The organism is Microcoleus sp. B7-D4, from assembly GCF_036705125.1.
In the GTDB taxonomy this organism is placed as follows: domain Bacteria; phylum Cyanobacteriota; class Cyanobacteriia; order Cyanobacteriales; family Microcoleaceae; genus Microcoleus.
Genome location: NZ_JAUBTT010000074.1, coordinates 21096 through 45719, shown reverse-complemented (window position 1 = coordinate 45719; position 24624 = coordinate 21096). Strand labels below are relative to the sequence as shown.

The 24624-nt window shown below is 42.8% G+C and carries 18 protein-coding genes; 17 read left to right on the top strand and 1 reads right to left on the bottom strand.

Annotated elements, in window-relative coordinates; translation table 11 throughout:
• The first annotated feature begins 1280 nt into the window (after positions 1-1280).
• From QUB12_RS26090 to QUB12_RS26015, 16 genes are all read left to right on the top strand, one after another.
• Complete coding sequence (locus QUB12_RS26090) at positions 1281-4058, top strand: polysaccharide biosynthesis protein (protein WP_333309123.1); 2778 nt, start codon at positions 1281-1283, stop codon at positions 4056-4058.
• A 276-nt stretch (positions 4059-4334) separates the two neighbouring features.
• The gene (murJ, locus tag QUB12_RS26085) at positions 4335-5711 is read left to right on the top strand and encodes a lipid II flippase MurJ (protein ID WP_333309120.1); all 1377 of its coding nucleotides are present in this window, start codon (positions 4335-4337) and stop codon (positions 5709-5711) included.
• A 22-nt stretch (positions 5712-5733) separates the two neighbouring features.
• Positions 5734-6837, top strand: a complete 1104-nt coding sequence (locus QUB12_RS26080) for a glycosyltransferase family 4 protein (RefSeq protein WP_333309118.1) — start codon at positions 5734-5736, stop codon at positions 6835-6837.
• Positions 6838-6839: 2 nt separating this feature from the next.
• Positions 6840-7802: a glycosyltransferase family A protein gene (locus QUB12_RS26075; RefSeq protein ID WP_333309117.1), complete on the top strand. Its 963-nt coding sequence runs from the start codon at positions 6840-6842 to the stop codon at positions 7800-7802.
• 58 nt (positions 7803-7860) lie between these two features.
• Positions 7861-8955, top strand: a complete 1095-nt coding sequence (locus QUB12_RS26070) for a glycosyltransferase (protein WP_333309115.1) — start codon at positions 7861-7863, stop codon at positions 8953-8955.
• A gap of 27 nt (positions 8956-8982) precedes the next feature.
• The gene (locus QUB12_RS26065) at positions 8983-10248 is read left to right on the top strand and encodes a hypothetical protein (protein ID WP_333309114.1); all 1266 of its coding nucleotides are present in this window, start codon (positions 8983-8985) and stop codon (positions 10246-10248) included.
• A 42-nt stretch (positions 10249-10290) separates the two neighbouring features.
• A complete protein-coding gene (locus QUB12_RS26060; protein ID WP_333309113.1) occupies positions 10291-11517 on the top strand; it encodes an O-antigen ligase family protein in 1227 nt (408 codons plus the stop codon).
• Positions 11510-12676, top strand: a complete 1167-nt coding sequence (locus QUB12_RS26055) for a glycosyltransferase (RefSeq protein ID WP_333309111.1) — start codon at positions 11510-11512, stop codon at positions 12674-12676. Before QUB12_RS26060 ends, QUB12_RS26055 begins: the two co-directional genes overlap by 8 nt.
• A 14-nt stretch (positions 12677-12690) precedes the next feature.
• The gene (asnB, locus tag QUB12_RS26050; protein ID WP_333309109.1) at positions 12691-14640 is read left to right on the top strand and encodes an asparagine synthase (glutamine-hydrolyzing); all 1950 of its coding nucleotides are present in this window, start codon (positions 12691-12693) and stop codon (positions 14638-14640) included.
• A gap of 19 nt (positions 14641-14659) precedes the next feature.
• The gene (locus tag QUB12_RS26045) at positions 14660-15241 is read left to right on the top strand and encodes a hypothetical protein (RefSeq protein WP_333309108.1); all 582 of its coding nucleotides are present in this window, start codon (positions 14660-14662) and stop codon (positions 15239-15241) included.
• 10 nt (positions 15242-15251) lie between these two features.
• Entirely contained in the window at positions 15252-16406 is a 1155-nt protein-coding gene (locus tag QUB12_RS26040) for a glycosyltransferase (protein WP_333309106.1), read from the top strand.
• Positions 16403-17350 carry an NAD-dependent epimerase/dehydratase family protein gene (locus tag QUB12_RS26035; protein ID WP_333309105.1) on the top strand — a complete coding sequence of 316 codons (948 nt, stop codon included), beginning with the start codon at positions 16403-16405 and terminating at the stop codon, positions 17348-17350. The genes QUB12_RS26040 and QUB12_RS26035 overlap by 4 nt, the downstream gene beginning before the upstream one ends.
• A gap of 82 nt (positions 17351-17432) precedes the next feature.
• A complete protein-coding gene (locus tag QUB12_RS26030; protein WP_333309103.1) occupies positions 17433-18506 on the top strand; it encodes a GNAT family N-acetyltransferase in 1074 nt (357 codons plus the stop codon).
• A gap of 53 nt (positions 18507-18559) precedes the next feature.
• Entirely contained in the window at positions 18560-19321 is a 762-nt protein-coding gene (locus tag QUB12_RS26025) for a class I SAM-dependent methyltransferase (protein WP_333309100.1), read from the top strand.
• A 441-nt stretch (positions 19322-19762) separates the two neighbouring features.
• Positions 19763-20473, top strand: a complete 711-nt coding sequence (locus QUB12_RS26020; RefSeq protein ID WP_333309098.1) for a sugar transferase — start codon at positions 19763-19765, stop codon at positions 20471-20473.
• A 240-nt stretch (positions 20474-20713) separates the two neighbouring features.
• Positions 20714-21850 carry an aminotransferase class I/II-fold pyridoxal phosphate-dependent enzyme gene (locus tag QUB12_RS26015; protein ID WP_333309096.1) on the top strand — a complete coding sequence of 379 codons (1137 nt, stop codon included), beginning with the start codon at positions 20714-20716 and terminating at the stop codon, positions 21848-21850.
• Between the two features lie 129 nt (positions 21851-21979).
• On the opposite strand, the gene QUB12_RS26010 is transcribed toward QUB12_RS26015, so the two are convergent.
• A complete protein-coding gene (locus QUB12_RS26010) occupies positions 21980-23278 on the bottom strand; it encodes a HEAT repeat domain-containing protein (protein ID WP_333309092.1) in 1299 nt (432 codons plus the stop codon).
• A gap of 228 nt (positions 23279-23506) precedes the next feature.
• Here QUB12_RS26010 and QUB12_RS26005 point away from each other — a divergent pair, with 228 nt between their 5' ends.
• Positions 23507-24373: a lipid kinase gene (locus QUB12_RS26005; RefSeq protein ID WP_333143363.1), complete on the top strand. Its 867-nt coding sequence runs from the start codon at positions 23507-23509 to the stop codon at positions 24371-24373.
• Positions 24374-24624: the final 251 nt, after the last annotated feature.

Here is a 24624-nt window from a genome sequence, read left to right as displayed (position 1 = left end):
GTTCACTCGACCACCATGATAATATCATACTACTATTGTTTATAATTGCTTATAAACTCAACGAAGTTTTACAATACGTCTCCATTGCTTGAGTCGGTTGATAGCAGATTCAACTATATTGCGTTGACGGTAGATTTCACGGATAAAAGGATCGCGACGCAGTTCATTTGAAAGTCGTGGGATGGTAAAACGGATACCTCGCCGACGTAGATCGCGAAGGATGCGACGACGTGCGATCGCCTTTGTCTCCTACGAATCTTTCAGGGGGTTGACGCGGAGGACCTGCACCAGAATGCGCTTACTGCTCCTTGTTCCATCAATGGTTCTAAAAAAATTGACTTGTTACGTTGACAAGCTACTCAGAATAAAAGTTATAGGTTTACCTTTACCCTCACTTTAACGGATGTGTATTTTGGTACTAAAACCACCACGAGAACGGCCTAGTTTTTCCTGTGATTCGCCTCCTTTTTTCCACCATAGCCGAGGGTTGGTGGGCACGAATCACGGTTCGAGTGACGTAATGAACCGGATAGTCTAGCTTTCGGAGTTGGTCCGTATCGGCTTGTAGGCCTTATAAGACTTATTTCCTTCGATCGGCTTTTTGCCACCGATAAAACCGTGTTGCCACCCTGAACCCACTTACTATAACGTTTTGGCGGGTCTCACCACGGAGTCCCGGTTGTGAGTATCGACATAATGCCATTGACAACTTGTCGATGGTCGTGGCGCAGGCTTACCGGTTTTGGGTTGGAGCGGTGGTAGTAGCGGTTTTAACTAATCCCACTGTTCCGTACTTAAGTCTCCAAGGGTTCCTCAAGACTCCCTGCCGGAGCACGCCTATTTTCGAGGATACAACGAGGCAAGAAAACACGCCCTAGGCTTTTAAACTCATTATTGAGGATATCCACTGTATCACTTAAGTCAAGCATTGTCATGGTTTTAACACATATATTGTTTGCCATCCCCCTAGAGAAATATTTTTGGGTGAAATTATGTAAATAATTGTAAAGTTCTGAGCGATCGAACCAGTAGTAGGAGAAGATAGACGCAGCAATAAGGTGGCATCTATAAATTTTAGCTGAAAAAATCCTCTCCAAAATGAAATTAAGAGACGGGACATCTTCTTGATAATCTCTCCTTAACCATAATATCACTTGAGTGAGGCCCGACGATTAAAAGGTTGATTAATATCAGGGGAGAGGGTGGTATAAAAAACTACCTCAACATTAGGTACTCGATCTACTTACGGTAAAGTTGTTGTCTAATAGCGTCGGAAGAATATGATCAGAAAAAAAATTAGCAAAGTGTTGGTGGGATTAAGAACCCGTCATTTTTTGATAATCGATGCAATTTGTTTTGCGATCGCACCGTTACTGGCCTTGGAAATTCGTTTAGATGGCATATTGGATCTGACTCCCTACTTACAGAGCCTAGCGGTAGTTACAGTATTATTTGTAGCAGTCAAACTTCTAGTATTTTATGCCGGCGGCTTCTACAAGCGTTACTGGCGGTATGCGGGCCTGGAAGAAATGGCACAAATAACGATGCTGATAGGTATATCCCTAGCAGGGGAAATTATCTTGTTCCAAGAACTCTACCAGCTAAATAATTCGCCGATCGCAAATCTGCCACGATCGCTGCCGCTACTAGACACTATGATCAGCTTTTTGTTAGTGGCGGCGATTCGTTTCAGCATTCCAGCCCTGGAAAGATGGAACCAAAAATCGTGGAAAGTTCAGCAACGCGAGCGCGTCCTGATAGTCGGTGCGGGCAGTGCAGGCACATCTCTGATGCAAACGATGCAGAGGAGCCCAGAGGTAGGACTAGAGCCAATCGCTTTCATAGACGACGACCGCAAAAAAATCTCCAAGCAGATTGGCAGACTGACTGTAGTCGGCAATCGCTGTAACATTCCGGAGGTAGTTCGATCGCTAAATATCGACAAAGTTATGATTGCCATCCCCTCAGCTCCGGGAAAAGAGATTAGGGAAATCGTAGAAATTTGTCAGTCAATTGGGATTCCAACCAGCACGCTCCCCGGCCTCAATGAAATCATCAACGGTCGTGTCAGTTTAGGTAGCCTCAGAGAAGTACAGATTGAGGACTTGCTCCGCCGCGAACCCATTCAAACCGATGTTGAGAAAGTCTTGGGATTGATTGGAGGCAAGAAAGTTCTAATTACCGGTGCGGGTGGCTCCATCGGCAGCGAACTTTGTCGGCAAATATTAAAGTGCGCTCCTGCGGAAATCATCATCGTCGGACACGGAGAAAATTCTGTATTCAACATTCAACAAGAATTAGGAAAAGTCCTGTCAGAACTCAAAAAAACCAGCAAAATCCCAACAGATATTACTCGCGTGACAGCCTTTATGGCCGATATTCGCTTTCGCGAGCGCTTAGAGTACGTTTTTCTAACAATGAGACCAGACATCATTTTTCATGCGGCCGCTCACAAACACGTACCCATGATGGAATTAAACCCGCCGGAAGCGATTACTAACAACGTGCGGGGGACGAAAAATCTGCTGGATCTGGCATTGAAATACAATGTGCAACAATTTGTGATGATTTCCACCGACAAAGCGGTGAATCCAACTAGCATTATGGGAGCTAGCAAAAGAGTTGCCGAAATGCTGGTGCTGCAAGCAGCCAAAAAAAGCAAAAACCCATTTGTAGTGGTTCGTTTCGGTAATGTTCTTGGCAGCCGCGGTAGCGTCGTACCTACTTTCAAGCGACAAATTGCTGAGGGCGGGCCGATCACAATTACCCATCCAGATATCACTCGCTATTTCATGACCATTCCCGAGGCAGTTCAACTGGTTTTGCAGGCAGCAGTCATCGGCAAGGGCGGGGAAGTATTCATGCTGGAGATGGGGGAACCAGTCAGAATTTTTGATTTAGCAAAAGATTTGATTCGGCTCTCAGGATATGAAGTGGGTAAAGACATAGAAATCGCGTTTACAGGGCTGCGGCCGGGAGAAAAATTGTTTGAAGAACTGTTTATTCCGGGCGAGAAATACAACCGCACTAAACACGAAAAAATTCTGAGTCTCGGCAATGCCAGCCGCCTAGTGAAAGAAAATATTGACCAGGAAGTAGAAGCCCTTTGTCAAGCGAGCGATCGCAATGATGCGAATTTAATTGTCTCAATGCTACAGCAGTTAGTGCCTGAGTATGTACCAGGGTATTCAACCGCCAATTTGCACGCCAATACAGCCCAAAAAACAACCCCTGTGGCAAAGATTAGCAGTGCAGCATCTATTCAGTTAGAGAATGAGTTGCGGGTGGCTCTGGCAAATGAGGAGTTTCGGATTCACTATCAGCCGATCGTCTGCCTGGAAACTAATAAGATTAATAGTTTTGAAGCGCTGTTGCGCTGGCAGCACCCGAATCGAGGTTTGCTTTGGCCAGACGAATTCCTACCAGCGGCAGAAGAAACCGGCTTGATTGTTCCTATTGGCGAGTGGGTACTGTGGCAAGCTTGCAGCCAGATGCGGATTTGGCAGTCGCAATTTCGTCTTAACGCTCCTTTAACAGTCAGCGTGAATCTGACTAGCAAACAGTTTTTCCAAGCTGACTTAATTGAGACGATTGCCAAAATATTGAAAGAAACAAATCTCGATGCTCAGAGTTTGAGGTTAGAAATTCCTGAGTATGTTGTGACGGAAAATTCCGAGTTGGCTGGGTCTGTTTTTCTCAAACTTAAAACTTTAGGGGTGCAAGTACAAATCGACCACTGTGGTCTTAGTGATGTATCATTAACTCAGCTCTACCAATTGACGCGGCTGAAGTATGGGAAATTCGACAGTTTGAAGCTAGATTGCTCTCTAGTCACCGGCCTGGATGCTAGCAACCCCAACTTAGAAATTTTTCACAAAATTATTGCCATAACTCAAGAGTTAGGTATGGGGATGATTGCCACAGGAGTAGAAACGAGCTGGCAAATAGCTCAGCTAAAATCTATGAAGTGCGTCTACGGACAGGGATACTTTTTCTCGAAGCCTGTAGAAGGCTCTAAGGTAGAAAAATTGATTGGGGGTATGGCTGTTAAAAGTTAAGGGGCCTTACAGCAATAGTCCGGACAGTTTTTATATTACCCAATGGCTTATTCTCGGTTGACTTCGCAGCCCCTGTGGATAATTAAATCAATGTCAGCTCCACCCCGCTCGTTGCATTTAATTGGACTTTATTTATGATCCTTGCGCCGCGTAAGCTTGTAGTCTCGTTCCAAAAACTGTCCGGAGTATTGTTACAGGATTCTGGTGTGCTTGTAACTGAAGCTATGCTAGTAGAATATTATCTGCCAAAATTTACCGAATTCGGATCTATCTCTCATGAAAATTTGGCGATATCAGAAAGGGCTCGATTTCTGGAATAAGTTGACAAGTGGCTCCACCAATCGCCAAATTTTTGGTGCGGCTGTTACGGTTGGTATAGGAACCGGATTCGTGAAAGTGGCATCTGTCGGCAAAGAATTAGTGGTTGCTTGGAAATTTGGTACAGGGGATGCTCTGGATGCGTTTTTAATCGCGTTAGTGGTTCCTTTTTTGATTACCAATGTTATAGCTGGCTCTTTTAAAGCAGCTCTCATACCTACTTACATTCGAGTAAGAGAACAGTCAGGTATAAAAGCAGCTCAAAAACTTTTTTCTGGAGCCATAGCCGGGAGTCTGGGACTGTTAGGAATCACAACGGTATTAATGCTGGCTACTGCACCAATGTATATGCCAAAGCTGGCGGCAGGCTTCAATGCTGAAAAATTAGATCTGACTTACAAGCTGCTGTGCGCGATCGCTCCGATTATCCTGCTGAGCGGTACGATCACGATCTGGGGTGCTGTTTTGAATGCAGGAGAGCAGTTCGCTTTAGTGGCTGTTGCTCCGATTATTACTCCTGTTATTACGATGCTATTTCTTTTCGGGATTAATTCTTGGGGTGTCTTTAACCTGGCATCTGGGTTAGTCTGTGGCCAACTGCTGGAAATGATTGTGCTGGGAATCACACTGCGGCGACAGGGTATTTCATTGCTGCCAAAATGGTATGGATTTGACACTCATCTAAGTGAAGTAGCTGGTCAGTATGCTCCGATGATTGCTGGCGCATTTTTAATGTGTAGCACTGGTTTAGTCGATCAATCAATGGCAGCAATGTTGCCATCAGGAAGTGTAGCTTCATTGAACTATGGTAATAGAATAATTTCCTTGCCGATTACAATAACTAGCACAGCATTGAGTACAGCAGTGATTCCCTATTTTTCAAAAATGGTTGCCCGTGAAGACTGGACAACTTTACGTCATACCCTTAAGCAGTATCTGGGGCTAATTTTTGCGGTTACTATACCCCTAACTGGGTTAATAATCTTATTTTCTGAGCCGATAGTCCAAATCCTCTTACAAAGAGGTTCATTTACGGCTAACGATACTCATTTAGTAGCTCAAATTCAAGTTTGTTACGCATTCCAAATCCCTTTTTATATTTCTGGTATGTTGGTGGTGCGTTTAATTTCAGCTATGCGAAACAATCAAATACTGATGTGGGGTTCGGGCTGCAACCTAATTGTCAATATTAGTTTAAACTATTTATTTATGAAATGGTTGGGAGTTCCGGGTATTGCTTTGTCCACCAGTGGCGTTTATCTGTTTTCATTTTCATTATTATTTTTTGTAGCAATCCAAAAGATCAAACTAACCGAACGAAATTTACAAGTGTGAGAAAATATAGGACCCCAAGAAAATGCGTTGTACATTGATTATTTATTCACTGACTTCTGGTGGTGCGGAGCGGGTAATATCGAACATGGCTAATTATTGGGCAGCAAAGGGTTGGGAAATAAATCTATTAACTTTTGATGACGATAAGAAAAAACCATTTTACGATCTTGACTCCCAAATTTCCCATATTCCTTTAGATATAGCCGGACAGTCTCCTAACCCAATCATAGGTATCTGGAATAATTTAACCCGCATTCAACCACTGCGAACTGCGATAATTAGGAGTAAACCTAATGTTGTCATTAGCTTTATGAACCAAACAAATGAAATCGTTTTGTTGGCAACTCGATGGTTGAACGTACCAGTGGTAGTGTCAGAGCGTAACGATCCGGCAAGCCAAACTACAGGTAAGATTTGGGTAAAACTGCGCCAATGGACTTATCCATTTGCCAATCGCATTGTTGTTCAAACCAAAAGGGCAGGGGATTATTTTTCATCTAAGCTACAAGAGCGTATTTGTGTTATACCTAACCCAGTATTGTTGCCTCCAGATGAAAAAAAAATATCTGACAAGCTGTTGAGTGATCGCTCGCTAATTGGGATTGGTCGTCTCGAACACCAAAAAGGCTTCGATTTGTTGCTGGAAGCAATGGCAAAACTGAAAGACGGTTATCCCGAATGGACATTAACCATTTTAGGAGAAGGAGAGTTACGCCCACAATTAGAATCTTTGCGTAATGAATTGGGATTGGGCGATCGCGTTCATCTCCTTGGACGAGTAACAAACCCCCATGAATTTCTCAAACAGGGAGATATTTTCATTATGTCTTCGCGCTTTGAGGGTTTTCCCAATGCCTTGTGTGAAGCGATGGCTTGCGGGCTACCAGTCATTTCCACAGATTGTCCTAACGGGCCAAGAGAGATTATCCGCGATGGTGTAGATGGTATCTTAGTCCCGAATGAAGATGTGTCAGCATTAGCCGCTGCAATGGAGCGCTTAATGTCCGATGAAAAAGAACGCCAACGTTTAGGCGATCGTGCTAAAGAGGTAACAGAAAAGTTCGGTTTAGAAAAAGTGATGCTGATCTGGGAATCATTAATTCATGAAGTAATCAAGGAGTCATAGAAATGTTCACAGAAGATAGCAAACCAGTACAAAACAATCAAAAATACCAATATGTATTTACAGGTGGCACTGCAACTTATAACCGTCGCCATACTCTCCATCGGGTTTACGAGAGCCTGAAAGCACAAACTTACCGTGATTTAGAGTGGTTAATAGTCGATGATGGCTCCACTGACAATAGTCGTGAATTAGTCGAGCAATGGCAGCAGGAAAACCTATTTCCGATTCGCTATATCTATCAAGAAAATGCACACCTACATATTGCTTTTAATCGAGGTGTAGGAGAAGCTCAGGGAGAATTATTCATCAAGCTTGACTCCGATGATTCCTGCGAACCGCAAGCCTTAGAGCGTTTTAAATACCATTGGGACGCAATTCCACTAGAGCAAAAAGAAAAGTTTTCCGCTGTTACCTGTGTGTGTAAATATACAAATGGTAAAATCGTTGGCGCTATTTTCCCATTTAATCCCACCGATTCTGATTCTCTAGAAATTCGTTATCGCTTTAAGCTCAAAGGAGAAAAATGGGGTTTTCATCGTACTGAGGTACTCCTGAAATTTTTATGCGCTGAACAAATAATTCAAACTAACTTGCCCGAATCCGTGCGATGGAGTAGGATTGCCAAAAAGTATAAAACTAGGTTTGTTAAGGAAGCTTTAAGAACCTATTGGACAGACCAGCCTTCAATCATGCGGAATTCTCAAAATTCAAGGAAGGTTGCTATTGGGGCGCAAATCAACCATTTAGATATTTTAAATGACTACACAGAATGGTTTCGTTTCGAGCCGTTGAGTTTTTTGCGCTCTGCTGTCCACTACCGTCGATTTTCTTTCCATCTAGGCAATAAAATTAGGCAACAAATCGGCAATATTAAGACATCTATTGGTAAAATTTTATGGCTAATAGCATTACCTGTGGGATACTCAGTTTACCTCAAGGATAACTATACAAATAAAGCATCATAAATGGGAGTAGAATATCAACTATTACGAATACCAATTAAAAATACCAGTAGGTATAAATATGTATCAAAAACGAATCGCTTTCTTTCTTCCTAGTTTAGCTGGTGGCGGCGCCGAAAGAGTCGCAGTGAATCTGCTCCAAGGTATGGTGAAACGAGATGTGCCTTTAGATTTGATTTTAGCTAGTGCAGAGGGGCCTTATTTAAAACAAGTACCCGAACAAGTGCGTTTAATTGACTTGGGAGTAGGAAGGGTGATGAAGGCTGTTTTGCCTTTGGCGCGTTATTTAAAAGAAAACCAACCTATTGCGCTACTTTCACACATGAACCATACTAACGTCAGCGCCATATTAGCCAGAGATTTTGCCGGCGCAAAAACTCGGTTAGTCTTGGTAGAACATAATACCTTATCATTCTATAAATCTAAGTTATTTCGGAGTAAACTTGTTCCTCCATTTATGAAATTGCTTTATCCTCGTGCAGATGTCATTGTTGGAGTTTCTCAAGGCGTAGCGGAGGATTTGGATCGCCAAATGGGTTTTGAGCCAGGAAAAGTTAGGGTAGTTTACAATCCAGTTGTCGATCGTGAGATGCTTGCTAAATCAAAAGCATCTCTAGAGCATCCCTGGTTTCAACCCGGAAATCCTCCGGTATTTTTAGCAGTGGGGAGGTTAACAGAGCAGAAAGATTTCTTGAATTTGATTAAAGCTTTTGCGCTGCTAAGAAAGCAAAGACTGGCTCGTTTAATTATTTTAGGTGAAGGGGAATGTCGGAGCGAATTAGAAGCAGCGATCGAGCATTTAGAAATCTCTGAAGATGTTGCATTGCCCGGTTTCGTGCAAAATCCTTATGCTTATATGTCTCATGCTAGTGGTTTCGTGCTTTCCTCCCGCCATGAAGGATTGCCCACAGTATTAATTGAAGCGATGGCTTGCGGTTGTCCGGTGGTTGCTACTGATTGTCCCTCAGGGCCAAAAGAAATTTTAGAAGCGGGAAAATATGGTGCTTTAGTACCTATTGAAAATCCAGCAGCATTGGCAGAGGCTATGCTCAAAAATCTGGATGCACCTCTAAGCCGAGATGTCTTGGTAGAACGGGGAACGTATTTTTCGTTCGATCGAGCAGTTTCAGAATATCTGGAACTCATGCACTATTAATCAACTATATTAGTAAAATATGCCCCCATGAAAAATTTACTTCGGAGAGCTAAATACCTGATTAGGCGTTTTTATAAAGTGGCAATTGTTGCTATATGTATAATTGCGATCTGTGTGGGTTATGCAAATACACAAGGGAAAACTCAAGCAAATATACCAGCCCAAAAAGTACAGCCTAAACTGATCCAATTTGGCTGGGGGGTACCTACACCTACCTTTGTCAAGCAAAATATTCAAGAAATGGAAAAGCGCCCCTTTGACGGTATGGTGATGAAACTTAGTGTGGGAAAACAAGTATTTCTGCATAAACCTTATGCTCCTCAAAAATTCACTGAAGATTTAGCCAGCTTGCAATCGACTAAGTTTACTAAGTTTACAGATAACTTTGTCGTAATGTGGGCAACAACAGAAGAGGGATGGGATTGGTTTAATGAGAGCGATTGGCAAGCAGCCGAACAGAATATTCGTTTGTTTGCAAAAGCAGCACGAGCGGGAAAATTGGCAGGTATTCTTTTCGATCCGGAACCTTATGGTGAAAATCCTTGGATTTATCCCAAGCAGCCCAGTGCCAAAGAAAAATCTTTTGCAGAATACTCGCAGCAGGTACGCCAGCGAGGGTCCCAATTTATGCAAGCACTTCAACAGGAATTACCTGGAGTCAAAGTGCTTGCTTTATTTCAATTGAGCTATTTACACCGTTTGCTAGATGAATCAGATCCTCAAGAGCGGAGGCGCAAGCTTTCTACACATCAATACGGGCTTTTAGCTCCTTTCCTGAATGGTATGTTAGATGCTGCCAGTCCAAATACAAGGATATCTGATGGGAACGAGCGTTCTTATTATTATACAAATAGCCAGTCTTTTTTCGAGTCATACAAGTTAATTAAAGAGAAAGTTCTCATTTTTGTAGATCCCGAAAACCGTTCAAAATACAACCTGCAAGTACAAGTAGGGCAAGCTCTCTATATAGACCAATTATTGGCCCTGCGCAAACCTCCTGAAGAACTCCTCAGTTACCATCTCACACCCGAAGAAAGAGCCAAATGGCTCGAACACAATACATATTATGCCCTGTCTACTACGGATGAGTATGTCTGGTGTTATAGTGAGGAAATGAATTGGTGGAAAAATCAGGTGCCTGATGGAGCTGAAGAGGCACTCCAATCGGCTCGGAAAAAGATAGATAGCGGCAATCCTTTAGGGTTTAACATTGAAGCTATGCTTCAAAAAGCCAGACTTATGCAAAAAGTTCAAAAAATGACGCACACAAGCACAGACATTGACAAAAGATAATCTTAAAATTTTCCCCTACTATAAATTTTGGAGGTATGAATTATGGTCGAAGTAAAAAATGTTTACTTGCCTAAATCTAATGGGGTACTTGAGAATTTTAAAAAATGCTTGATATTAGCTCCACTGCCAGTTATTTCTCTGCTAATTTACATGATCTTAAAAAGCACTCAAATTTTTCCTGACGATCGACCATTAGCTAACCTATGGCATCCAGCCTATTTGGGTTGGTATGATTTTATGTTAGGAATTTCTGTTGCGATCTGCATGCTCAATGGTATTGTTAAATTAGATGTAAAGGATTTATTGTTTGTGCTTTCATTAGTAACAATTCTTTTATTGAGTTTTACAAACGCCAGCCAGCTAGGAGATGAATATATAGTAGATAGTATAGTTTGCTTTTTGAGGTTTGTATCGATTTTTTATCTAGCTAAAGCGCTAGTTATTCGACTGGGTACAGAGACAGCGCAAAGTATATTAATGATTTTATTTATTATTTTAGCAATTAGCGCTTTGTTTGTTTACAGACTGCAATTAGGATCTTTTAATAGAATTTATGCCTCCGCAATGACTGTGGCTAGTTTTAGTCAGGTATCGGTAATAGTATGTTTGATAGCTGTCAAAGGCAAGTATAATAAAATGGCATTGTTTTCTTTGCTGTTTTTATTGCTGACATTTAGCCGCACGTCCCTGGTATTGCTACTATTTTTGTTTGCAATTTATTCTCGCACATTACCATTAAAAACCACAATCAAATATTATAGTGTAATGATAGGTGTTACGATTGTTTCTCTGTTTTTGTTGCTTACTTTTGGGGGAGATATTTTTGCATCTGTCATTGCCGAGCGCACAGATACAGAAGGACTTTCTACTTTAAATTCGAGAGACGCAATCTGGGGCCACGCTATGATGATGTTTGACTCGGGATACATTCCCCTGTTCGGGATTGGTTGGAACGCTACACCATACCTGATAGTCAATACAAACCTGAGCTTTATCGATAAAGATGGAGTTTATTACCCTCCGCACTTTCACAGCATTGTGATAGAATATGCTTGCGGACTCGGGATTTCTTCTTTATTTATCTGGTTCTGTCTCATAAAAAGAATCTGGCAAACATTTTATCATAATCTTTATCCAGCCTTTTTTATTTTTGCATTCTTTTTGATGAGTCAATCAGGAGATTTTACTTTTTACCGTCCCAAGGAATTAATTATTTGGTCGCTAATGCTAGGACTTGCTGAAGGTCAATGGAGATTGGAACATGGATAATCAATTTGCGATAGTTCATATTATTACTGGACTTGATACAGGTGGCGCTGAAATGATGCTGTATCAGATGCTTACCAAGACCGATCGAGGACGCTACAATCCAACTGTGATTTCTTTGATAGATCTCGGCACCTTGGGCGATCGCATTGAAGCATTAGGTATCCCTGTCTATACAATTGGTATGGAACCGGGAAAGATACCTACACCAAATATCATTTGGAAATTGGTTAACACCGTCCGTAAAATTCAGCCCGATTTGATTCAAGGTTGGATGCCTCACGGCAATTTAGCGGCGCAGTTAGCTGCGATTTTTTCATCGCGGAAAATACCTGTTTTGTGGGATATTCAGTCTTCTCTTTATTCCTTGGCTTTAGAAAAGAAATTGACGGCCATTGTTCTAAAAATTGGTGCTTATCTATCGCGCTTGACTTTTAAGATAGTCTATGTATCTAAAGTTGCTCAAGCTCAACATGAAGCTTTGGGTTTTGCCAGCGATAAAAGCTGCTTCATTCCCAACGGAATTGATATTAACCGCTTTGTCCCTTCCCGCGAAGCCAAATTAAAATTCCGCCAAGAACTAGGTTTGCCTCAAACAGCATTTTTAATCGGGTTAATTTGTCGCTATCACCCGCAGAAGGATCATCCTAACTTTATCAAAGCTGCTGCCTTGCTCTTAAAAAATCAGCCGGATATCCATTTTATTATGGTGGGCAATGCAGTGGAGGCAAAAAATCAGGATTTGCATCAGTTAATTCAGGAGTTAGGCATTGCCGATCGAATCCACTTGTTAGGAGAGCGGAAGGATATCTCTTACATAACGGCTGCACTCGATATTGCTTGTTCTGCTTCTGCTTTTGGTGAAGCTTCTCCTCTGATCGTAGCAGAATCCATGTCGGCCGGTGTCCCCTGTGTCGTCACAGATGTGGGAGATTCAGGCTGGATGATAGGCGACACGGGACGGGTAGTACCTCCCAAAGATCCCGAGGCACTGGCGAAAGCTTGGGAAGAGTTGCTCGATTTAGGCTCCGACTATCGAGAAACATTAGGAAAATTAGCGCGGGCGAGAGCTATCGAATGCTTTTCTTTAGACTCGGTTGTCGCTAACTATGAAAGCTTGTATGAACGTGCGATAACTCAAAAACAAATCGATGATATATAGAGGAATTAAGACAAATGTGTGGCATTACTGGTTTTTGGGCTTTATCTAGGGATCTAAAAGGTGAAGAAATACATAATATCATCCAGCAGATGCTCGTGCCTTTACTGCATCGAGGCCCTGATAGTAGTGGCATCTGGGCAGATGAATCGCTGGGAATTGCCTTAGGGCATCGACGGTTGGCAATTGTAGACCTTTCGCCAGAAGGACATCAACCAATGTTGTCTGCTGACGGACGTTACGCGATCGTCTTTAATGGCGAAATTTATAACTTTTTAGAATTACGGCAGGAACTTACCAAGTACGGTAACAAGTTTCGAGGGCATTCCGATACCGAAATCATGCTAGCAGGTTTTAGCCAATGGGGAGTAAAGGCTGCGATCGAACGCTTTAACGGTATGTTTGCCTTTGCCTTGTGGGATCGTCAAGAGCGACTTTTGCATTTAGGGCGCGATCGCTTAGGAGAAAAACCCCTCTACTATGGGTGGATGGGGCAGACTCTCTTATTTGCCTCCGAATTAAAAGCCCTGAAAGCTTATCCCAATTTTCCAACTGAAATTAACCGCGATGCTTTAGCACTATTTTTCCGGCATAACTACATACCCGCGCCTTATTCAATCTACAAAGGCATCTATAAATTACCGCCAGCAACAGTCCTCACCTGGAACGGTACAGCTACTCATCCCGCACCAGTTCCCTATTGGTGTGCCAAAGAAGCAGCAGAATTTGGCGTTGCTAATCCCTTCACCGGGTCAGAACAGGAAGCAATAGACCAAATGGATGCACTACTGCGAGATGCAGTCGCATTGCGCATGGTGGCAGATGTGCCTTTAGGTGCTTTTCTTTCCGGAGGTATTGACTCCTCCACAGTGGTTGCGCTCATGCAAGCGCAAAGCAGCCAACCCGTAAAAACTTTTTCCATCGGTTTTTATGAAGATGAACGGAACGAAGCACCCTATGCCAAAGCCGTCGCGCAACACCTCAAAACAGACCATACAGAACTTTATTTGACGGCAAAAGATTCGCTGGCTGTCATTCCCAAACTGGCCATTTTATATGATGAACCCTTCTCCGACGTTTCTGCAATACCTACTTTTTTGGTATCTCAAATGGCCAGAGAGTACGTAACAGTAAGTCTTTCGGGCGATGCTGGCGATGAATTATTTGGGGGATACACACGCTATTTTTTAGGTAAGAGAATTTGGCAGAAAATCGGCTCGCTACCAAAAACGCTACGCCAGATAGTTGCCTCCGCCTTGACAAGCTTATCGCCTCAAACTTGGAATCGCTTCTTAGCTAACTTTAATAATTTACTGCCTATCGTACTTAAGCAACCAAGCCCTGGGGACAAATTACATCTAATTGCCGAATTTTTGGCAGCTTCCGATCGCGAATCTATGTACAGAAATCTTGTTTCTTACTGGAAACAGCCAGAAACATTAGTAATAGGATCATCTGAACCAACAACAAAGTTAAGCGATCGCCAATCCTGGGCAGAAGTACCCTCGTTCATCGAAAGCATGATGTACCTCGACACAGTAACTTATCTACCGGACGACATCTTGGTTAAATTAGATCGCGCAAGTATGGGTGTCAGTTTAGAAGGTCGAATACCATTTTTAGACCATCGCGTGGTAGAATTCGCTTGGCGCATACCATTATCAATGAAAATTCGGAACGATCGAGGGAAGTGGCTATTGCGTCAAATTTTGGATAAGTACGTGCCAAAAAATTTAATCGATCGCCCTAAAACTGGTTTTGGCGTTCCCATCAATAGCTGGTTGCGCGATCCTTTGCGGGATTGGGCTGAATCCCTCCTCAATGAAGATCGGTTGCGTCGAGAAGGGTTTTTGAATCCCCAGCCAATCCGTCAAAAGTGGGCCGAACATCTGGCGGGCGATCGTGACTGGAAATATGATTTATGGGATGTGTTGATGTTCCAAGCTTGGCTAGAGGAAAATCATTAGCCTGATTTAAGAATGATTTATGAAAGATAACTTGCCACAAAATTATCCATCAGTTTCTCCAGAAACAATAGAACAAGTAATTGATTCAAAAAAAATTGCCATTATCGGCAATCAAGGGGCTGGAAAAACAACTCTTGCCCTCAAATTAGCTGAAATTATTCAACTCGATTACGTTGAAGCATTTATATTTTGGAAGGGAAATCAAATGACCGCAGCAGAAATTCAGGAACTCAAGGATCGAATGAGCATGCGAGAAAACTGGATTATTGATGGCGACTTCGGATTGCTCGAATTGGCCGAGACAGTCATCTTGCTTGATTTTCCACTAATTCTTTGTCTGTGGCGTGCTGGCAAGCGCAGTTTTAAGAATATTCTGAATTGGAATTTTAATTCCCTCAATGTATACCGACAAATACCAGCAAAGATTGGGGAACGGCTGCACTTTTTTGCAGATGTTTATAAATATCCCTCAAAATCCGGAAAAACTCATGTGGCAAAATTTGAGGTTTTAGCGGCAAAACAAAACCAGATAGTTCTGAAATCACCAAAGGAAGTAGAGATTTTTTTGCAAGCTTTAGAATTACAAAAATCCCGACAATAAATAGCGAAAAATGAACAGACTGTTAATCGTTACGACTGTACCTGAAACTCTTGACTTTTTCGTTCCTCTTACCCACCACTTACGTGCCAAAGGTTGGCGGATTGATGCTATGGCTAGAGAGGTTTCAGCTAGCCCCAGCCATTTAAAAATTTTCGATCGCGTCTGGGATGTAGAATGGTCGCGCAACCCGCTAGAACCCCAAAACCTAATAGTCGCCCCACAACAAATTCGAGATGTGTTGAGCCAACAGAAGTACGACATAGTAAATGTTTCCACGCCCGTAGCTGCTTTTGTTACCCGGTACGCCCTTAATGATTTGAGAAAGCAGGGAAAATTAAAGTTAATCTACACTGCTCAAGGTTTTCACTTCTACCAGGGAGGCGCACCCCATAAAAATGCGATATTCTTGGGACTAGAAAAGATTGCTGGGCCTTGGACAGACTATTTAGTAGTAGTTAATCGGGAAGATGAGTCAGTGGCAAAGCGCTATGGCCTCATTTCTGCCGATCGAGTTCGTTATATCCCCGGAACGGGTTTAAATCTCGATGACTTTAATCCCCATGCTATTTCCGAAGCTGAGATCATGCGAGTACGTCAAGAGTTGGGATTAGCACCAGAAAACTCTTTGTTTTTATCGGTGGCTGAATTTATTCTCCGCAAGCGTCCTGGGGATATTTTAAAGGCATTTGCCCAACTCGGTCGGCCTCAAGTACATTTAGCCTTCGCCGGAAATGGACTAATTTTCGAGGAAATGCAGCAACTCGCAGCCAAGTTGGGAATTCAAAACCAAGTGCATTTTTTGGGGTTTCGTCGGGACATTCCTGTTTTGATGCGGGCCTCAGCAGCAACAGTCCTGGCTTCTGAGCAAGAGGGGCTTCCCAATTGTGTTATGGAGTCGCTGTGCCTGGAAGTTCCGGCGATCGGTACAGATATTCGTGGCACTCGCGACTTACTGGAAGGAGGTTGCGGCCTTCTTGTCAAGTTGGGAGATATCGACGGGTTGGCTCAGGCTATGGCTTGGGTGCTAGATCATCCTCAAGCAGCTCGCGAAATGGCACAGCGCGCTAGGAAAAGCATACTTGCTTACGAACTCCAGAACATCCTGAAGCAATACGAGGCTTTGTACGCTGAAATCAACAATCAACAATTAACAATTAACCAATGAGTAATATAGTTACAGGCGCGGCAGGTTTTATCGGCTCTCACTTAGTAGAAACTCTCTTAAAGCAAGGTGAGAAAGTTATCGGAATTGATGAAGTCAACGATTATTACGACCCAGAATTGAAGAGAAAAAATCTCGCTCATTTTGCGAAAAATCAAAATTTTCAACTGCTGGAGGAGAATATTTTATCTTTGGATTGGCGAGCGCTCTTAGCTAATACAGAAGTCATTTATCACCAAGCCGCGCAAGCCGGCGTCCGCGCTAGTTGGGGAGAGGGTTTCCGCAGCTACACCGATCGCAATATCAATGCAACTCAGGTACTCTTAGAAGCAGCCAAAAATGCACCGCAACTGAAAAGATTTGTGCTAGCTTCTTCTTCTTCGGTGTACGGCAATGCTGAAACTTTCCCTACCAGCGAAACTGCATGTCCTCAACCAGTTTCTCCCTACGGAATTACTAAGTTAGCCGCTGAACGTTTGTGTTCGCTTTATTATCACAATTTCGGCGTTCCGGCAACCATGTTGCGCTATTTCACGGTTTACGGGCCTCGCCAGCGTCCCGATATGGCATTCCACATATTTTTTAAATCAATTTTGCGCGGCGAAGCGATTTCAATTTACGGAGACGGACAGCAAACCCGAGACTTCACGTTTATCAGCGATTGCATTGCTGCTAATTTAGCTGCTGCTAAAGTTCCAGAATCTGTGGGCGAAATTTTCAATATAGGAGGGGGAAGTCGAGTTGCTTTAGCAGAAGTTATTCACACAATGGAAAACATTGTCGATCGCCCGATTCGCATCAATTACCTAGAATCGAGTAAAGGAGATGCGCGGGATACTAGCGCTGACGTATCCAAAGCTCAGAAAATATTGGGATATCAGGCACAGGTTTCTTTGAGGGAAGGATTGAGACAAGAATGGGAATGGGTGCAGTCTTTGTATGGTTAGGGCATACTTAACCTACTTGGCGGATGCAGCTACCGGCAGGGATTGTACCGGAAAGGAAATTTATTGTTTATTAGAGGAAAAAATGAAGATTCGAGTAATTAATTTATCAGACTCTTTGTGGTTAGAGACTCTGCAAAAACTTCGCCACGATATTTATCATTTGCCTGAGTATCTATATTTAGAGTCTGTTAGGTACAACGCCGTAGCAGAAGCTATTTTGATAGCGGAAGATGACAAAATATTTTTTCTGCCTTATTTGTTGCGTCGGTGCGATCACATATTTGACCAAAGCTTAGCAACACAAGAAGCTTTTGATGTAGTCTCCCCTTATGGTTATCCGGGAATTCTGTTGAGTGATAAGGCAGCTAGTACGAAAGAGTTTTTAGATGGGGCAATCAATCAGCTAATCTCTGCATTGCGTGCCAAGGGGGTGTGTTCGGCATTTTTTCGGCTGCATCCGATACTTAACAGCGGCTTCAATGAGTTTTTATCTCCCGATATTTGCAACGTTAATGGAGAAACTGTATCTGTTAATTTGAAACTCTCCGAAGCAGAAATATGGAGTCAAACTCGATCGGAACACCGCACCAGTATTAATAAGTTGAAACGTTCGGGAATGACTGCTAGAATGGTTCCATTTCAGGAGTATATCAGCGAGTTTATTTCAATTTACTATGAAACAATGGATCGGTTAGGGGCTGGGCGATCGTACTATTTTGATGATGAATACTTTTCGCATTTCTCTAAACTCGGTGAAAAAGTCCACTTGTGTATAGTTGAATTAGAGGATAAAGTTACTTGTTCAGGGATATTTACGGAGTGTGGTGGAATAATTCAATATCATTTGGGAGGAACCAGAAACGAGTTTTTTAAACAAGCACCCAGCAAGCTAATGTTCGATTATGTTCGATTTTGGGCTAAAGAACGTGGCAATGAAGTTTTTCATTTGGGGGGAGGTGTTGGAGGTGGCAAGGATAGTCTCTATCATTTTAAAGCAGGTTTTTCTAAGCAGACGCATACCTTTCTGACGCTGCGCTTAATTATAAATGAAGAAAAATATCGCCATCTGGTTGAATTGCAGGCAAAGTCTTTAAATGCGGAGGTTGAAGAACTACTGAGTACAAAATTTTTCCCTGCTTATCGCTGCACCAAATAAAGTTAAATAAAATTGAAATTTGCCAAGATTTTTGAATAGGAATTGAAAAGTATATGTCACTCATCAACAACAAAGAAGTTTACAGTACAGTCGAATTTGAGCTGTGGGCCGATAAAAAAAGTCTCACCGAAGACGAAAAGTATCTAATTGTCAAGTATTTGAAGAAAAATGAAAAAACAGTTGAAGCTGGCACGGCAGCGGGAAGAATTTTGTGGGAAATGAAAGATTTAGGTTTTCAAAAGCTTTACGGGTATGATTATGTGCCTGAATTTATCGAAGAAGCAAAGCAGAGAGATAGAAATCAGATGATCTCTTTTGAAGTGCAGGATGCAACTGATTTAACTTACGCAAATTCAGGTTTCGAGCAGATAATTTACTTGCAGCAAATTGTGTGTTTTATAGAGGAAGAGGAAAAAAGATTAAAAGCTTTGACAGAGGCTTATCGGATTCTCAAAAATGGGGGAACAGCAGTCTTCTCATTTTTAAGTTTTGAATCGAGAATCAAAAGTCCGTTTGTATTTTATTTAGCATATTTAAGTATGTTGAGGAGGTTATCTGGATCGAATCGCTCAATTCAATATATCCCTTGGCTTAAGCTGGGCGGAAAATATAACTTTTTGGCGCTACTCGATCGCGGGCCTTACCCATATTGGTATAAAGTACAAGAGGCTCACCAAATCTTGACACAAGTCGGGTTTAAAATAGTTTCCGTTGGTTCTAGTTATCAAATTGGCAAAGGTAAGATGTGTGATGACATAGAATCCTTAAAACATGAATTAATTGCAGGGATGCTTTACTTTGTTTGCAAGAAGTAAATTCTAGTAAAGTGAGTAACTTTATGAACAACTACGATCGCGAGCGTGTCAAGGTGGATTAGCCGGACATAATATTACAGGTTGGACACTGGTAAACGATCGCACCACGATCAATTATACCTCGTTAAGCGTGCAGTCCGCCCGATCGCGGCCATAGATTCTTTTGACTGTAGAACTAGGTATGCAACCATAATTAACGTTTTTTTGAAAAGTCAGCGAGCGTCCCCATCCTCAAAATGTTACAAAAAATTCATAAAACAGCGACGTTTTTTAAATTTTATGTAAAAGTCAGCGATTGTCCCAACCATAGGTTCACAAAAGCTTCATCAAACACCGAAGTTATTTAAAGTTTCTGTAAATTTGAGAGAATTCATTATCGTATAAACCCGGAGTATGCAAAAATCAGGGAAGTACAGTAAATTGCTGTTGGAGTGTAGAATCATGAGTATTTACGAATTACTACCGCTCAAATCAAACTTACCAATATCGCAACTTAATAAACTAGTAAATCCCAAAAAATTCAGCCAATTGGTTAAGTGGGTATTAGATAGATTATGTGCAGCGATCGCCCTTTTGGTTTTCTCTCCCGTAATATTAATAGTTGCGCTCGCCATTTACATCCGCATGGGCGGCCCAATCTTTTTCTGCCAACCCCGTCCCGGTAAAAACGGTCGCGTTTTCAATTTCTACAAGTTTCGCACGATGACCAGCGATTGCGATGCTGATGGCAATTTGCTACCCGACGAACAGCGTCTCATACCCCTGGGTCAATTTCTTCGCAAAACCAGTCTGGACGAACTCCCTCAACTCTGGAACGTTCTCAAAGGTGACATGAGTTTTGTCGGGCCTCGTCCTTTACTCGTCAGATACCTCGATCGCTATACTCCAGAACAAGCACGCCGCCACGAAGTTATGCCTGGAATTACGGGTTGGGCTCAAGTCAATGGTCGCAATACTATTAGCTGGGATGCTAAATTCAAACTAGATGTTTGCTATGTCGATAATTGGAGTTTGTGGTTTGACTTGAAAATTCTGTTTCTGACAGTATTGAAAGTCTTGAAAAGAGACGGAATTAACCAAGAAGGTTATGCTACAGCCCCAGAATTCACAGGTGTGCTTGACGATTCCAAAACTAGCAGTGAGATCCGGTAGCGGTTCGTTTATTAAAACAGACTAAAGATTTTTGAAAGTCCTCTAAAAAAGACTTAAGCTATGAGCCAGGGGTTAAATCCCCTGGCTTCTCTGATTGCTCAATCTAGAAGAAACTAAAACGACACAAAGAAAAATATAATTATTTAGTGGGAGGGCGGGTCAAATTTTTAAACATTCAGCCTAAAGAACTCCTCAAGTCAAACTTTTTTCCAGCCTATCGTTCTCCTAAATCAGAGTAAAATGACAAAACAAATTCTCCTGTCAACACCTCACATGGGTTCCCTCGAACAAGAGTTCGTCAAAGAAGCCTTTGATACCAACTGGATCGCCCCCGTTGGCCCCCATGTAGATGCTTTCGAGCAAGAATTCTGCGAAGTAGTTGGCGCTAAACACGCAGCGGCTGTTAGTTCCGGAACCGCAGCTTTGCATTTAGCTTTACAATTAATTGGTGTCGGTTCGGGAGATGAGGTTTTTTGCTCGACTCTGACTTTTATTGCAACTGCTAGCCCGATTACTTATCTTGGCGCAAAACCAGTTTTTATTGATAGCGATCGCACTTCTTGGAACATGAATCCCGAATTATTGCGATCAGCGCTTGACAAACGAGCCAAAACTGGTAAATTACCCAAAGCTGTTGTTATCGTACACCTTTATGGTCAAAGTTGCGATATCGACCCCATTCTGGAAGCTTGCAATACTTATGAAATTCCGCTAATAGAAGATGCGGCAGAATCTCTAGGGGCTACCTATAAAAATCGATCGCCTGGAAGCGTCGGTAAAATCGGCATTTTCTCATTCAACGGCAATAAAATTATCACCACTTCCGGCGGCGGAATGTTAGTTTCCGATGACCAAAAACTGGTAGAAAAAGCTCGTTTTTTGGCGACACAAGCCCGCGACCCCGCTCCTCATTACCAACACTCAGAAATTGGCTACAATTACCGTCTCAGCAATGTTTTGGCTGGAATTGGTCGCGGTCAATTACGGGTTTTGGAGGAGCGAGTTCAAGCTAGACGACGCAATTTTGACTTTTACAAACAAGCTTTAGGAAACTTGCCGGGAATTGAATTTATGCCGGAAGCTGCTTTTGGACGCGCGACTCGCTGGCTGACTTGTTTGACGATCGATCCAGCCACTTTCGGTGCAGATAGAGAACAAGTTCGCCTAGGGCTTGCTCAAGAGAAAATAGAAGCGCGTCCTGTTTGGAAACCTTTACATTTACAGCCAGTATTTGCTGATTGCGAATGTATGGGCGGTGCGGTGGCCGAAGAGTTATTCGAGTACGGGCTTTGTTTGCCTTCTGGCTCTAATTTAACTGATGAAGATTTAGAGCGAGTGACAAGTGCGATCGCCCAAATTCACAAAGAACATCGATAATATAGCCGAAGGAAGTTCGGCAACGGATTTTGTAACGGATGTAACGGAGGCAGGAAGAAGAAAGATGCGATCGCTATTATATCCCCGACTTATTCAAGAAGTTGGGGAGTTGGGTATTTTGTCTTTTGATTAATTTTGTTGCCATTCTTGCAATGCGATCGCAATTCCCTGTTTTAATCTTGGTTCGAGACTCTCTTGCTTAACTAAGTTTTCTAATTTCGGCCTAGCCTCCATCGCATTTAGCTGTTTGAGCGCAGCCGTGCAGTGCAGCCTGACGCTGCTGTCTGCGTCGCCCAACATTGAAATCAGAGCATCTAGCCCTCTCATATCTCCTAATTTTCCTAAACCTAAAGCTAAAGATTTTTTGCTGACTGCCTCCTGCAGGGCCGGATGATTTGTTTTCAACAAATCAATCAGAATTTCAGCAGCAGCAGCTTTTAATTCCGGCTTTTCCACTCGCCCTAAAACAGTGACAATCTCTTGACAAACAGTAGAATTTATGTTAATAAATTGCGCCATTAATGTCTCATGCAAATATGCTAAAGCGGTTGCAGTTTCCATCCAGCTTAGGGCGCGCACAGTTTCGATTTGCAATTCAACCGGAGTTATCGGCGATCGCAGCAATTCAAATAAAGCAGTGGCTGCAGCATCGGTTTTCACTCGTCCGATCGCGATCGCCGCTTGCTGACAAACTTCTAATCGGATGTCCGAAAGCAAAGGTTTGAGCAAGTTAACTAAATCTAATTCTGCATCTAAATAGGCTCGCACACCCAGAGCTCGCACGGCTTCTTTTCTAACTGCTGTCGCTGGATCTTTGAGTGCTGCTACCAGTACCGGCGGGATGCGGGAGTCGTGAAAGCTGCTCAGGGCCTCGATTGCGGATGCCCGCACCGCAACTTGAGAGTCTCCGACTACGCTCAACAGCGGTGGGATGGTTTCGGTGCGCCGAATTTGAGCGAGTGCTGCTGTGGCAAACTGTCGCGAGTCTTCTTGGAGTAGGAGAGTTGCGAGAGATTCTATGGCTGTCGGGCCGAAATTCCCTAGGGTTTCGGCGGCGATTTGGCTCAATTCTTCGTCGGAATTTTTGACTAATTCTACTAAAGCTTGAATCACTTCCGGGGGATCAAACTTTCCGAGAATGCGGGCGGCGAACCACCGGGGCTCGGTGTCTGCGTCTTCGTCTTCGAGCACGGCAATTAAAGGTGCGATCGCGCCATCTCCCAGATTTGGCAATACTTTAGCAATTTCCCAACGGTCTTGAAAATCGCCCCATTTTAAGGCTTCTATTGCTAAACTGACAGCTTGCTCTAAAATGTGTTGTTCCTGCGGCTTGCTACCGTCGGCTGTCACTTGCTGCAAGCATTCGACTAACCCAGGCCAGTTTTGGCGATCGGCAGCGACTTGCGCTTGTTCTAAAAAGTTAGACATGATTTTAATTTAGTGGCGATCGAGAAGCGAGGTTTTTTGCTGCTAGGTCAGAGCGGGAGGGAGCTACTTTTTACGAATCTTTTGCTACAATTATCCATTTTTTAACATTTTTGTCAATCCATCATAACTGCTAAAATGGAAGTAAAGCATTAATTTCATGCAGTTAAGGCATCAAGCTATACTTTTTGTAATTTAAAATACGCAATATTCCTAATTAAAAATTAACAAATGAAGAAAGCTCTACTTTTAGTAAACCAGCACTCCCGAAAAGGGCAAAAGCTATTATCTCAAGCCACTGGAGAATTAGAAGCACTGGGTTTTGAGTTAATTATAGAATCTACCGACCACGCCCACGAAATTCCCCAAACAATTCGGCGCTACCAAAATCAAGTCGAATTAGTAATAATCGGCGGCGGCGACGGCACTCTCAACGCCGCCATAGAAGGTTTGATAGACACCAAGTTACCCTTGGGTATTTTGCCGATGGGAACTGCTAACGACTTAGCCCGCACTCTGAAAATTCCTACAGCTTTATCCGCAGCTTGTCAAGTAATTGCCAGCGGTAAAGTTCGGCTAATAGACTTAGGTTGGGTGAACGGCCAACATTTTTTTAATGTTGCGAGTTTGGGACTAAGCGTGGAAATTACCCAGCGACTGACTAAAAACGTCAAGCAGCGCTGGGGAGTGTTAGCTTATGCTTTTACTGCTTTGCAGACAATTTTGTCAGCGCGACCGTTTCGAGCAGAAATTAAGGTAAAAAACCAATCTTTTAAGGTTAAAACTATTCAAATTGCCATTGGCAACGGCCGCTATTACGGAGGTGGCATGACAGTTGCCGAGGATGCCACCATCGACGACTGGCGACTGGATTTGTACAGTTTGGAAACAATACACTGGTGGGAAATCATTGGTTTGCTGCCGGCTATGAGGCAAGGAAATTATACCAGTTCGCCTAACGTTCGCGCCTTGTACGCTCAAGAATTTGAGGTTAATACTAGCAAACGCCGTCCGATTAATACTGACGGTGAAATCACAACTTACACGCCTGCCAAATTCCGAGTGATTCCCCAAGCTTTAGCAGTTATAGCTCCTTGATGACTCACAACTAATATAATTATGTTGTGGAACAGGCATCTTGCCTGTTCATATATAATTATGTTGTGGAACAGGCATCTTGCCTGTTCAGATATTAGCCACGGGCAAGATGCCCGTGCCACAATTAATCAATAAATTATATTATGTTGTGGAACAGGCATCTTGCCTGTTCAGATATTAGCCACGGGCAAGATGCCCGTGCCACAATTAATTAATCAATAAATTATATTGTGTTGTGGAACAGGCATCTT

Bases quoted from the DNA above. Each gene is read 5' to 3' on its own strand.
- QUB12_RS26060 (WP_333309113.1), top strand. From the start codon at position 10,291: ATGGTCGAAGTAAAAAATGTTTACTTGCCTAAATCTAATGGGGTACTT.
- QUB12_RS26070 (WP_333309115.1), top strand. From the start codon at position 7,861: ATGTATCAAAAACGAATCGCTTTCTTTCTTCCTAGTTTAGCTGGTGGC.
- QUB12_RS26035 (WP_333309105.1), top strand. From the start codon at position 16,403: ATGAGTAATATAGTTACAGGCGCGGCAGGTTTTATCGGCTCTCACTTA.
- QUB12_RS26005 (WP_333143363.1), top strand. From the start codon at position 23,507: ATGAAGAAAGCTCTACTTTTAGTAAACCAGCACTCCCGAAAAGGGCAA.
- QUB12_RS26075 (WP_333309117.1), top strand. From the start codon at position 6,840: ATGTTCACAGAAGATAGCAAACCAGTACAAAACAATCAAAAATACCAA.
- QUB12_RS26090 (WP_333309123.1), top strand. From the start codon at position 1,281: ATGATCAGAAAAAAAATTAGCAAAGTGTTGGTGGGATTAAGAACCCGT.
- QUB12_RS26020 (WP_333309098.1), top strand. From the start codon at position 19,763: ATGAGTATTTACGAATTACTACCGCTCAAATCAAACTTACCAATATCG.
- QUB12_RS26030 (WP_333309103.1), top strand. From the start codon at position 17,433: ATGAAGATTCGAGTAATTAATTTATCAGACTCTTTGTGGTTAGAGACT.
- asnB (WP_333309109.1), top strand. From the start codon at position 12,691: ATGTGTGGCATTACTGGTTTTTGGGCTTTATCTAGGGATCTAAAAGGT.
- QUB12_RS26040 (WP_333309106.1), top strand. From the start codon at position 15,252: ATGAACAGACTGTTAATCGTTACGACTGTACCTGAAACTCTTGACTTT.
- murJ (WP_333309120.1), top strand. From the start codon at position 4,335: ATGAAAATTTGGCGATATCAGAAAGGGCTCGATTTCTGGAATAAGTTG.
- QUB12_RS26065 (WP_333309114.1), top strand. From the start codon at position 8,983: ATGAAAAATTTACTTCGGAGAGCTAAATACCTGATTAGGCGTTTTTAT.
- QUB12_RS26025 (WP_333309100.1), top strand. From the start codon at position 18,560: ATGTCACTCATCAACAACAAAGAAGTTTACAGTACAGTCGAATTTGAG.
- QUB12_RS26055 (WP_333309111.1), top strand. From the start codon at position 11,510: ATGGATAATCAATTTGCGATAGTTCATATTATTACTGGACTTGATACA.
- QUB12_RS26015 (WP_333309096.1), top strand. From the start codon at position 20,714: ATGACAAAACAAATTCTCCTGTCAACACCTCACATGGGTTCCCTCGAA.
- QUB12_RS26045 (WP_333309108.1), top strand. From the start codon at position 14,660: ATGAAAGATAACTTGCCACAAAATTATCCATCAGTTTCTCCAGAAACA.
- QUB12_RS26080 (WP_333309118.1), top strand. From the start codon at position 5,734: ATGCGTTGTACATTGATTATTTATTCACTGACTTCTGGTGGTGCGGAG.
- QUB12_RS26010 (WP_333309092.1), bottom strand. From the start codon at position 23,278: ATGTCTAACTTTTTAGAACAAGCGCAAGTCGCTGCCGATCGCCAAAAC.